Consider the following 11,699-nt stretch of genomic DNA (forward strand, 5'->3'; position numbering starts at 1 on the left):
GATCTTGATCCGCGATCTTGATCCGCGATCTTGATGCACGCTCTTGAAAACGGAATGTTGATATGACCAACCTGATCGAAATCCGTGACCTCAGCGTGGCCTTCAGCGGCCAGACCGTGGTGCGCAATCTGTGCCTGGACATCCGCCCCGGCGAATGCCTGGCGCTGGTGGGTGAATCGGGCTCGGGCAAGTCGGTGACGGCCCACTCGATCCTGCAACTGCTGCCACAAACCGATACCGAGACGACGGGCAGCATCCGCTATCGCGGCCAGGAACTGGTGGGCGCCGATGCCGGCAAGTTGCGAAAACTGCGCGGCAATCGCATCGCGATGATCTTCCAGGAGCCGATGACCTCCCTCAACCCGCTGCACAGCATCGAAAAGCAGATCGGCGAAACGCTGCTGGTGCACAAAGGCCTGGCGGGCAAGGCGGCGCAAGAGCGGATTCTTGAATTGCTGCATCTGGTGGGCATCCAGAAACCCGAGGAACGCCTCAAGGCCTATCCCCATCAATTGTCCGGCGGGCAGCGCCAGCGGGTGATGATCGCCATGGCCCTGGCGTGCGAACCGGAACTGCTGATCGCCGACGAACCGACCACTGCGCTGGATGTGACAGTACAGCGCAAGATCCTGTTGCTGCTCAAATCCCTGCAACAGCGACTGGGCATGTCGCTGCTGCTGATCAGCCATGACCTCAATCTGGTACGCAGCATCGCCCAGCGCGTGTGCGTGATGAAGGCCGGGGAAATCGTCGAGCAGGCGCCTTGCGAAGTCCTTTTCACCGAACCGAAGCACCCTTACAGCTGCGTATTGCTGCACGCCGAACCCGAGGGCGAAGCCTTGCCCCGGGACGAGCGCGAAAACGTACTGGAAGTGGACAACCTGCAGGTGCGGTTTCCCGTCGGTGGCGGCCTGTTTCAACGCAAGACCTGGCTGCGCGCGGTCGATGGTATCAGCCTGAATATTCAGCGCGGCAAAACCCTGGGCATCGTCGGTGAGTCCGGTTCCGGCAAGTCCACGCTCGGTCAGGCGATTCTGCGTTTGCTCGACTCCGAAGGCAGCATCCGCTTTCAGGGCCAGGCGCTGGACGACCTGACGCAAAAACAGCTGCGACCGTGGCGCAAGAAAATGCAGGTGGTGTTCCAGGACCCCTTCGGCAGCCTCAGCCCAAGGATGTCCGTGGCGCAAATCATCAGCGAAGGCCTGGAAGTGCACAGCCAGTTGAGCACTGAAGAGTGCAATGCCGAAGTGATCCGGGCACTGAGCGAAGTCGGGCTGGACCCGCAAAGTCGCCATCGCTATCCCCACGAGTTCTCCGGGGGGCAACGCCAGCGCATCGCCATCGCCCGGGCGCTGGTGCTGAAGCCGGCGCTGATCCTGCTCGACGAACCGACCTCGGCGCTCGACCGCACGGTACAGAAACAAGTGGTCGCCCTGCTCCGCCAGCTTCAGGAAAAACACGGTTTGACCTACCTGTTCATCAGCCATGACCTGGCGGTGGTGCGCGCCCTGGCCCACGACATGATCGTGATCAAGGATGGCAAAGTGGTGGAGCGCGGCGCCAGCCATGAGGTGTTTGACTCACCTCAGCATCCGTACACCAAGGAGCTGTTGGCGGCGGCGATGTTGGGGCAGGCATAATCCTGACTCTGGACCGAGTCGCAGCCTTCGCTGGCAAGCCAGCTCCTACAGTTGATCTGTGTCGTTCACAAATCCCCTGTAGGAGCTGGCTTGCCAGCGAAGAGGCCAGCACAGCCAACACATCATCAGGACCAACACCCATGAACACCACCGAAAGCCTCAAGGACTACCAGCGCGTTCGCTTGCTGGCGATCCGCTCGTTGTTCGAGATCATCGAGCAGTCGAGCGAGGGCACGGTGATTGTCGATCGCGACGCCAACATCGTCTGGATGAATGAACGCTACGCCCGGCGCTTCGGCCTGCAATCGGCGGAAATTGCAATCGGCAAGCCCTGCGAAAGCGTGATCCCCGGCAGCCTGTTGCGTGAAGTGGTGCGCAGCGGCCGGCCGATTTTGCTGGATATGCAAGACACCCCCAAAGAGCCGCTGGTGGTCATGCGCCTGCCGATTCATGACGATGCCGGCGTGGTGATCGGTGCCATTGGTTTCGCCCTGTTCGACGAATTGCGCAGCCTGTCGCCGATGCTCAAGCGCTACATGAGCATGCAGGAAGAACTGGCCTCCACCCGCTCGCTGCTGCGGGCGCGGCAGACCAAATACAACTTCGCCCATTTCATCGGCACCAGCACCGCCAGCCTGGAAGTCAAACGCCGCGCCCGGCGCAGTGCGAGTACCGAATCGCCGGTGCTGTTGCTTGGTGAAACCGGCACCGGCAAGGAGTTGCTGGCCCAGGCGATCCACAATGCCTCGCCCCGTGCACACAAGGCGTTTGTCAGTGTCAACAGCGCGGCGATTCCCGAATCGCTGCTGGAGGCCGAATTCTTCGGCACAGCCCCTGGCGCATTTACCGGTGCCGACCGCAAGGGCCGCGCCGGCAAATTGCAGATTGCCCAGGGCGGAACGCTGTTCCTCGATGAAATCGGCGACATGCCGTTGCCCCTGCAAAGCAAACTACTGCGAGTATTGCAGGAAAAGGAATTCGAGCCGGTGGGCTCCAACGAAGTGATCCAGAGCGATGTGCGGGTGATCGCCGCGACCTCGACCGACCTGGAAGCGGCCATCAAGCGCGGCGAATTCCGCGCCGACTTGTACTACCGCCTCAATGTGCTGCCGATCCAGGTTCCACCCCTGCGCGACCGCCTGGATGACGTGCCGGCGCTCAGTGAAGCCATTCTTGAGGAACTGCGCAGCCAGCATGAGTTGCACCACGAGGCCCTGGAACTGTTGGGGCAACACGCCTGGCCGGGGAACATCCGGGAGCTGCGCAATGTGCTGGAGCGGGCCGCACTGCTCAGTGATGACTTGCGCCTGACGGCGGCGGACATCCGCGCGGCGATTGGTACGTTCACCCAGGTGGAGCGCGTGGCGCCCTTGACCATCGAACCGCTTGCCCATGAGACGTTCAGTGCGGCGCGGGAGCGATTTGACCGGCAATTGATTGAGTCCACCCTCGCGCAATGCGGGGGCAAGGTGATTGATGCCGCGGCGCGGCTGGGGCTGGGTCGGTCGACGTTGTACAAGAAAATGGTGGCACTGGGGATTGCAGAGTCTCCTTAACGAGATACAAATCTCTGTTTGTAGAAAGCATTTTCAAGATCAAAAGATCGCAGCCTTCGGCAGCTCTTACAGGGTTTTTCGCGTTTCCCTGTAGGAGCTGCCGAAGGCTGCGATCTTTTCAGGCACAAAAAGTCTCAATAAATAGACAAGCACGCCACAAACCCATCTTAAAATTAATTTATATCCTTATATTTCAACAACTTAAACATCTGGCACAAAACTCGCTATACGCCTCTCCTACCAGGCTTCACCCAACAAAAATAACAACCCAGGAGAGACACACGATGAGTGTGATCATTGCCTTGGCAGCCCTCGCGCTGCTGATGCTGGCTGCCTACCGTGGCTACAGCGTTATCCTTTTTGCCCCGATTGCCGCCCTCGGCGCTGTCCTGCTGACTGACCCGTCTGCCGTCGCCCCTGCTTTCACCGGGGTGTTCATGGAAAAAATGGTCGGTTTCATCAAACTGTATTTCCCGGTATTCCTGCTCGGCGCGGTGTTCGGCAAGCTGATCGAACTGTCCGGTTTCTCGCGCTCCATCGTCGCGGCGGCGATTCGCCTGCTCGGCACCCGCCAGGCGATGCTGGTGATCGTGCTGGTCTGCGCCCTGCTGACCTACGGCGGTGTGTCGTTGTTTGTGGTGGTGTTCGCGGTCTATCCGTTTGCCGCTGAAATGTTCCGCCAGAGCAACATCCCCAAGCGGCTGATCCCGGCGACCATTGCCCTGGGCGCCTTCTCGTTTACCATGGACGCCCTGCCCGGCACGCCACAAATCCAGAACATCATCCCCAGCACCTTCTTCAACACCACCGCGTGGGCGGCGCCGTGGCTGGGGGTGATCGGCACAATCTTCGTGTTCTGTGCCGGCATGCTGTTTCTCCAGCGTCAGCGCAACAAGGCCCAGCGTGCCGGTGAAGGCTATGGTTCTGACCTGCGTAACGAACCGGAAACCGCCGCCGACCTCAAGCTGCCCACCCCGTGGCTGGCGCTGTCGCCACTGCTGGCGGTGGGCATCATGAACCTGCTGTTCACCCACTGGATTCCGCAGGTGTACGGCAAGACCCACAGCCTCGCGCTGCCAGGCATGGCCGCGCCAGTGACCACGGAAATCGCCAAGCTCACGGCGATCTGGGCGGTCCAGGCAGCCTTGCTGGTCGGCATCCTCATGGTGCTGGCGTTCGGCTACAAGGCGATCAGCCGCAAGCTCGCCGAAGGCAGTAAAAGTGCAGTCAGCGGTGCCTTGCTGGCGGCGATGAACACCGCCTCGGAATACGGTTTCGGCGCGGTGATCGCGTCTTTGCCGGGCTTTCTGGTGCTGGCCGACTGGCTCAAGAGCATCCCCAACCCACTGGTCAACGAAGCGATTACCGTGACCCTGCTGGCCGGCATCACCGGTTCCGCCTCGGGTGGCATGAGCATCGCGCTGGCGGCGATGTCCGAGCAGTTCATCAGCGCCGCCCACGCGGCGAACATTCCGCTGGAAGTGCTGCACCGGGTCGCCGCCATGGCCAGCGGTGGCATGGACACCCTGCCGCACAACGGCGCCGTCATTACCCTGCTGGCGGTCACCGGGCTGACCCACCGCGAAGCTTACAAAGACATTTTCTGTATTACGCTGATCAAGACCCTGGCGGTTTTCGTAGTGATCGGCACCTTCTACGCCACTGGCATTGTGTGAGGTATTCATGACGACTCTTTCGGGCAAGACCGCACTGGTCACCGGTTCCACCAGCGGCATCGGCCTGGGGATAGCCCTCAGCCTGGCCAAGGCCGGGGCCAACCTGATCCTCAACGGCTTTGGCGATGCATCCAAGGTGATTGCCGAAGTCGAACAGTTCGGCGGCAAGGTCGGCCATCACCCGGCCGATGTCAGCGATCCGGCTCAAATTGCCGACATGATCGCCTACGCCGAGCGCGAGTTTGGCGGCGTCGACATTCTGGTCAACAACGCTGGCATTCAACACGTGGCAGCGGTGGATGAGTTCCCGGTGGAGCGCTGGGATTCGATCATCGCCATCAACCTGTCGTCGGTGTTCCACAGCACCCGTTTGAGCCTGCCGGGCATGCGCGCCAAGGGCTGGGGCCGGGTGATCAACATTGCTTCGGTACATGGCCTGGTCGGCTCGGTGGGCAAGTCAGCCTATGTCGCCGCCAAGCACGGGGTGATCGGCTTGACCAAAGTGGTCGCGCTGGAAACCGCGACCACCCAGGTCACCTGCAACGCGATCTGCCCAGGCTGGGTATTGACGCCACTGGTGCAGAAGCAAATTGATGATCGTGCCGCCAGAGGGGTTGATCCGCAGCAGGCGCAACACGATTTGCTCGCAGAAAAGCAGCCATCGCTGGAATTCGTGACACCGCCGCAACTGGGTGAACTGGTGCTGTTTTTGTGCAGCGAAGCCGGCAGCCAGGTGCGGGGCGCGGCATGGAATGTTGATGGTGGGTGGTTGGCGCAGTGACCATCTGCTAGACCGCGTTATCGTTCATCGCGAGCAAGCTCGCTCCCACAGGATTTGTACCGTTCCCAAATTCGGCGTCAAACACAAAACCTGTGGGAGCGGGCTTGCCCGCGAAGGGGCCGGAACATTCAATACACCTGCCAGCAAAAAACGCTCAAGCCTGCACCACCTCGATCCCCAACGCCCGGTAGTCCTCGACATTGCCTGACGCCACATGCCGTTCGGTGATCAACGTGTGCACACGGTTACAAGGCGCGACGACAAAGGGCTCCACCGCACCGAGCTTGTCCGCGGTGGTGACGGCAATCACATGGGAAGCACCGTCGAGCATCGCCTGTTTCACCGGCACTTCATCGAAGTGCAGTGAGCTTAAACCCACCTGCGGGTGTATCGCGCACACCCCGGTAAACAACAGGTCGGCCTTGATGCCCGCCAGCAGCCTCAGCGTTTCGTGGCCGCCGGCCGACATCGTCGCCGGGTTGAGCTGGCCGCCGGCCAGGATCACCTTGATGCCTTGGTATTCAGACAAGGTAATGGCCGTCATCGGCGACGCGGTGATCGCGGTGATGGCGATGTCCGCCGGCAGCGAACGCGCAATCTGCAAGGTGGTGGTGCCGGAATCGAACACCACGATCTGACCGTCCTGCACCCGTCGCGCGGCCAGTTGCGCCAGATGGGTTTTCACCTCGTCGGTTTCGCTGATCCGGGTGAAATAGTCCTTGCCCGTATCCTTGGGCCGCGGCAACGCCCCGCCGTGCACCCGTTGCACCAGGCCGGCGCTGGCCAGCTCCGCCAGATCGCGGCGGATGGTGTCTTCGGATACCGCGAAATGCTGGCTCAACTCCGAGGCCATGACCTTGCCGTCACGTTCGAGGATCAACAGGATTTTTTGTCGGCGCACCGATGGAAGTTCGGCAGCAGAATGGTTGTCGTGCATGTTTTTGCTCGTTTATGCATGTAACTGCGTGTTACACGAGAGTATCTGCAACCCGGAGCAAAAACAACGAACCGGCCAAGTATCATTTTTTTCGATCTTTCAAATCATTACAGCGAATTTTTTATTTTTCTGTGACCTGTTCAAGATGGCGCCGTCACTCATGTTTTGGATGGAAACTTCATGAATATCAATTTTGCCTTTGCGTGCATGATCGTGGTCTCGTTTACGATTGCGCTGGTTCACGCCTGATGGCCTGCAGCAGGAGCCGGCCTGGGCTGGCTCCTGCCCGATGCAACGATCAGAATTTTTCCTGAATGTACTTGTATGGATAGTTCGGCTCCCGGTAGTTACCGGGGTCTTGCCGTTTGGGCAGTTTCACTTTTGCCCGCGGTACTTCCTCGTAAGGAACGCTTTTCAGCACATCGCTGATGATGTTCAGCCGCGCCCGCCGCTTGTCATTGGAGTTGGCGACCCGCCAAGGGGCGAATTTGGTGTCGGTGTACTTGAACATGTCGTCCCGGGCACGGGAGTAGTCGTACCAACGGTTGTAGGACTTGAGGTCCATGGGTGACAGCTTCCAGATTTTGCGCCCGTCGGTGATACGTGCCTTGAGGCGACGGGTCTGTTCCTCCTCGCTCACTTCAAGCCAGTACTTGATCAGGATGATTCCCGATTCGACCAGTGCCTGTTCGACGCGCGGCGCCACGGTGAGAAACGTGCGCACCTGCTCTTCGCTGCAAAATCCCATGACCCGCTCGACCCCGGCGCGGTTGTACCAGCTGCGATCGAAGATCACCACTTCACCGGCCGCCGGCATGTGCGGCAGATAACGTTGCAAATACATCTGGCTTTTTTCCCGGTCGGTCGGTGCCGGCAACGCCATCACCCGGAACACTCGCGGACTGACCCGTTCGGTCAGTGCCTTGATGCTCCCGCCCTTGCCGGCGCCATCACGGCCCTCGAAGATGATGCAAATCTTCGCGCCCGTGTGCTGCACCCACTCCTGCAGTTTGACCAGCTCGACATGCAGCTTCGCCAGTTCCTCGAGATACACCTTGTTCTTGAGCTTGTCGCCTTCGACCGGTTTGCTTTTCGGTGCAGCCTTCTTCTTTGCCATGCCCGTTACCTCCTTCAATGCGTCACACAGCGTCCGGAGTGCGCCCGGCCGCGTTCATTCAGCCTCGACTGCGCTGGTAATGTTCAACCGCCTGCTCCAGGTTCAGGAACATGCGCGCTTCACCCAGCGTACGACCCAACGGTGCCTTGGTGACCATGTCCCATACGCCAGGGCTCATGCCCACCAGCCACAGTGAAATGCCTTTTTCCCGCAGTTGCTGTTCCGCCCCGGTGAGCATTTTCAGGGCGGTGTACTCCAGGTCGAACACGCTGCGCAGGTCAAGAATCACCACGGCGGGCCTTGCATCTTCGATCAGGGGTCGCATCTTCATGCCGATGCGCTGGGCGTTGGCGAAAAAAATCCGCCCTTCAGGCCGAAGCAACAGCAGCCCGTCAAAGTGTTCGTCATCGAGGTGTTCGGCGGACTGCGGCCGATACACATTGGTGCCAGGCTTGCGCCCGAGGACATGCACGGGCGGGTCCGAGACCTGATAGGCCAGGGCCAGCAACGAGACGATAATCGCCACGACGATCCCTTGCAGCGTGCCCAGCAACATCACGCCGATCATGGCCACTACGGCCCAGGCAAATTCGGTACGGCGAACCGACAGGATCTCGCGAAATTCCGCCGGCTCGATCAGGCCCACCGAATACACAATCACCACGGCTGCGAGCGTGGCATTGGGCATCAGGCCAATCAGCGGCGCCAGCAGCAGGCAAGTACCCAAAGCCAGTGCTGCGGTGACCAGTGCGGCCAGTTGCGAACGGGCACCGGCCAAACGGTTCACCGCCGTTTGAGTGGTCCCGCCACCCGCGACCATTGCCCCGAGAAATGCGCCGCCGATGTTGGCAACGCCAGTGGCCAGCAGCTCCCGATTCGGCTGTGGCACGGGCTCGTCACTGCGGGCGAACGCGCGCCCCGCCGCGATGGTTTCGGTGAAGCTCATCAGCGCGATGCCCATCGCCGAAGGCCACAGGGTTTCGGCCAACGACCATACCGGCAGGGTCGGCGCGGGCAATCCGATCGGCACCAGGCCGACGGCGGACACACCAAAGCTCTCCAGGCCAAACAGGCTCATGCCAATGATGCCCAGCGCCACCGCAATCAACGGTGCGGGCAGCCGCGGCGTAAAACGCTTCATGCCGACCAGCAGCAGTACCATGAACACACCGACCGCCACGGTGGGCAGCGAGGCATGACCGATGCTCTGAACCGTGGCCAGCAGATTGTGCAGGAAGCCACCTTTGTCGATGTGAGTACCGAGCAATTTGGGTAGCTGGTCGAGCACGATGACCACACCGATGCCGGCCTTGAAACCCACCAGTACCGGTTCAGAAATGAAATTGGCGACGAAGCCCAGGCGCAGCAACCCCGCGACGATCAGGATCGCGCCCACCATCAGGGCCAGCGTGGCGGAACCCGCGAGCAAGGTCGCCGCATCGCCGTCCGGGCTGATCTGGCCCAACGCGGAGCCAGCGAGAATGGCCAGGGTGGTCGTGGTGCTGACACTGAGCGGGCGCGAGGTACCGAGCACGGCATAGATCACCATTGGCACCAGCACCGTGTACAGCCCGACCTGCACCGGCAGGCCGGCAATCGTGGCGTACGCCAGCGCCTTGGGTATGACCACGGCCGCTGCCGTCAGCCCGGCGACCACATCGCCTCGCAGCCAGTCGGGCCGATAACTGCCGAGCCATTGCGGGATCAACAGGCTGCGCATGGTACCCCGCGGTGGAGTGCCTGGACTCCGCTCTTGCGGATGGCTGCCTTGTTGATTCATGAGTCACTCCAGTCGCCAATCGTCCCATGCGGATGATGAGTAGACTCAACTGACCGCACAATCCTTTAACTGCACGCGTAACCACTGCAAACCTTCATTGGGATCCAGGCGCGTGTGCCAGCAGGCAATCCGCGCAGGCTCGACCAGTTACAAATGTAGCCGGTTTGCACGGCTACGCCGCCATATGGCTGGCGAAGGGGACAGACGCCCCACCATCACCGGTCAAAAATGGAAAGCCTTATATGGACGACGTCATGAAAGCGATAAATGAGCTATACCGGCTAACTCCCCCCCATTGCAGTTCTTCAGCTCAGGAGTTTGGCAATGAAGCTCAAAACCTCACTGGCAGCACTCATGGTTGCGGCAAGCCTGTTTGGCTGCACCACTTCATCGACCCACGGCGTGAACGTTACCCTGGTCGCCACCCGGCAAAACGCCGGTCAGATCGGCACCGTCACGTTGACCGACTGGGACAAGAAAACCGGGCTCAGTTTCTTCGTCAGCGGTGTTCCAACCGGGGTTATCCTGCCCTTGCGTCTTTACTCTTTCATCAATAACGGTAGCTGCCAGCAACCCGGGTCAGTCGCCTACGCGATGAACGACACCGTCAACACCGAACGCCAAGCCGTACGCGGCTGGTCTTTTACCAGAACCGCGCCTGTGCCGTTGCAGACGTTGCTTGACGGCAAGTATTCGGTGGTCGTGCGCACGGCAGCGACCGATGGCAACGTCGATATTTTTTGCGGGGATATCAAGCCTGAAGTGCCAGCGAAATAGCCGCGACCCTTTCAGGCCGGCCCTCGGTACCGCTCGTGCCACCGGTTGTCCGGTGCGAGCGGTGGCGTCTGGTGAGTGCAAATGGGGCCGGTAGAAGCTGCGGTCACGAACCTGTCATTACTCATTGATAACGTCCTGGCGCTTTTGCGTGTCCGTGTAATGTCCGGCGATCAAATTCCAGTTGCAAAAAACCCGCCTTTCAGCGGGTTATGGGCTTTTCAGAAACTGATGTCTACAACCGCGAACTCAATGGGATTTTTTCGAGGTCGACAGTCCGGCTTTACTCAAGCCTTTGGTGTTGTGATCACCTGGCGTCGAAGCCGAAATAGCCCTGGCCTTGGAGATGCCGCGAGTATCCTTGGAATGGGCGAGGCCTGAGGTCGTGGTGCCATGACCGTTGTCATCGTTGCGCTCACTACCGTAGTGGTTCCCGCTCAGGCCATGGTCGCGCACGGATTTGCCAGCATGGTCGCTGTCCAGCCCGTTGCCGCGGCCGTTACTGCCAGAGTGGCCTGTACCGGCGTGTCCGCCACCCATACCGCCGCCGTGGCCTGCGCCGTTTCCGCCACCATTTCCGCCGCCGTTTCCACCGCCGCCACCGCCGCCGTTTCCGCCGCCACCGCCACCGCCACCGCCGTCCTTCGCGTATGCGGAACCCATGATCGACAGGCCATCAGGGAGTAACGGGGCGGCTGCAAGCATCATGGCGCATGACATTACAGCAACGAGACTCTTGTTTTTAAAAAGCATGATTGCTTCCGTAGGAGGTTGATATCGCGTGACGTATGACGCGATATCCCTCCAACAGTTCAAGCACTACGACAGACGGCTGGAGCACCTTGAGTCAGCGGGAAGACTACCTTCCACACTTTAATCAAACGCACCGTCGAGAATTTCATAGACAAGCCCGGTGGCCAGCGCAACCAGGATCAGATCCGTGCCGACTTGCTGCCATTCGTAGCCATCATAGTGGGGCAGCCGGCCGACCAGTCGGCCATCCAGTTTTTTCGCAATGCCGGGTGGAAGCGGCTTGCCTCGGGCAAGGTTCTTTTGAATACCCGGTGGCAGGTCAGGCCCGGGGCTCCAGTAGCCCGTATTCACGCCAATGATCTCGAGCACGCTACCACGGTTGATGCTCGGGCCGTTGCTCCAGTCCCCGCCGCCGGAATTCTTGTTCTTGTTGCCATGACCACCCTGGTTGCCATGATTGACCTTCCCGTTGCCCTGTCCGTTACCGGGATCGGCCAGCGCCGTCACCGAGCCGCTGATCAGGGTCAAACAGGTAATCGCTGCAATCAATGATCGAGACTTGTACATGAGTCGTTCCTTCGTGGTGGGGAAGATTCTCTGAAATTTAGACGCTATTGACGGTGTTGGTTCCATCAAGTCACCAACCGCCAAACCGTCTACGCTCATCCGATCGAAGCCTTGCAAG

The 11,699-nt window shown here is 60.2% G+C and carries 10 protein-coding genes; 5 read left to right on the forward strand and 5 right to left on the reverse strand.

Features of this window, described 5'->3' with window-relative positions:
- Positions 1-62: 62 nt before the first annotated feature.
- The 4 genes from AC1DWG_RS03580 (at position 63) to AC1DWG_RS03595 (ending at position 5,653) form a co-directional block, all read left to right on the forward strand.
- Entirely contained in the window at positions 63-1,640 is a 1,578-nt protein-coding gene (locus tag AC1DWG_RS03580) for an ABC transporter ATP-binding protein (RefSeq protein WP_477759959.1), read from the forward strand.
- Between the two features lie 140 nt (positions 1,641-1,780).
- Positions 1,781-3,196, forward strand: coding sequence for a sigma-54 interaction domain-containing protein (locus tag AC1DWG_RS03585; RefSeq protein WP_477762244.1), 1,416 nt, complete (start codon positions 1,781-1,783; stop codon positions 3,194-3,196).
- Positions 3,197-3,480: 284 nt separating this feature from the next.
- On the forward strand, positions 3,481-4,872 hold the full coding sequence (locus AC1DWG_RS03590) for a GntP family permease (protein ID WP_477787213.1): 1,392 nt from the start codon (positions 3,481-3,483) through the stop codon (positions 4,870-4,872).
- 7 nt (positions 4,873-4,879) lie between these two features.
- Positions 4,880-5,653 (forward strand): 3-hydroxybutyrate dehydrogenase, encoded by a 774-nt coding sequence (locus AC1DWG_RS03595; protein WP_477759958.1) that lies wholly within the window; start codon positions 4,880-4,882, stop codon positions 5,651-5,653.
- A 154-nt stretch (positions 5,654-5,807) separates the two neighbouring features.
- Here AC1DWG_RS03595 and AC1DWG_RS03600 read toward each other — a convergent pair whose 3' ends face one another.
- The 3 genes from AC1DWG_RS03600 to AC1DWG_RS03610 form a co-directional block, all read right to left on the reverse strand.
- Positions 5,808-6,590: a DeoR/GlpR family DNA-binding transcription regulator gene (locus AC1DWG_RS03600; RefSeq protein WP_477762245.1), complete on the reverse strand. Its 783-nt coding sequence runs from the start codon at positions 6,588-6,590 to the stop codon at positions 5,808-5,810.
- A gap of 298 nt (positions 6,591-6,888) precedes the next feature.
- Positions 6,889-7,707 (reverse strand): polyphosphate kinase 2, encoded by an 819-nt coding sequence (gene ppk2, locus AC1DWG_RS03605; RefSeq protein WP_477762246.1) that lies wholly within the window; start codon positions 7,705-7,707, stop codon positions 6,889-6,891.
- A gap of 58 nt (positions 7,708-7,765) precedes the next feature.
- Positions 7,766-9,487: a SulP family inorganic anion transporter gene (locus AC1DWG_RS03610; RefSeq protein WP_477762247.1), complete on the reverse strand. Its 1,722-nt coding sequence runs from the start codon at positions 9,485-9,487 to the stop codon at positions 7,766-7,768.
- 324 nt (positions 9,488-9,811) lie between these two features.
- Between AC1DWG_RS03610 and AC1DWG_RS03615 the strand changes: the two genes are divergently transcribed.
- Positions 9,812-10,264, forward strand: coding sequence for a hypothetical protein (locus tag AC1DWG_RS03615; RefSeq protein WP_223457641.1), 453 nt, complete (start codon positions 9,812-9,814; stop codon positions 10,262-10,264).
- Between the two features lie 246 nt (positions 10,265-10,510).
- Here the strand turns inward: AC1DWG_RS03615 and AC1DWG_RS03620 are convergent, their stop codons facing one another.
- Together AC1DWG_RS03620 and AC1DWG_RS03625 are read right to left on the reverse strand one after the other, a co-directional pair.
- Complete coding sequence (locus tag AC1DWG_RS03620; protein ID WP_477762248.1) at positions 10,511-11,014, reverse strand: hypothetical protein; 504 nt, start codon at positions 11,012-11,014, stop codon at positions 10,511-10,513.
- Positions 11,015-11,134: 120 nt separating this feature from the next.
- Entirely contained in the window at positions 11,135-11,581 is a 447-nt protein-coding gene (locus AC1DWG_RS03625) for an anti-virulence regulator CigR family protein (protein ID WP_108232172.1), read from the reverse strand.
- Positions 11,582-11,699: the final 118 nt, after the last annotated feature.

It is taken from the genome of Pseudomonas sp. P4_B3 (assembly GCF_056402295.1).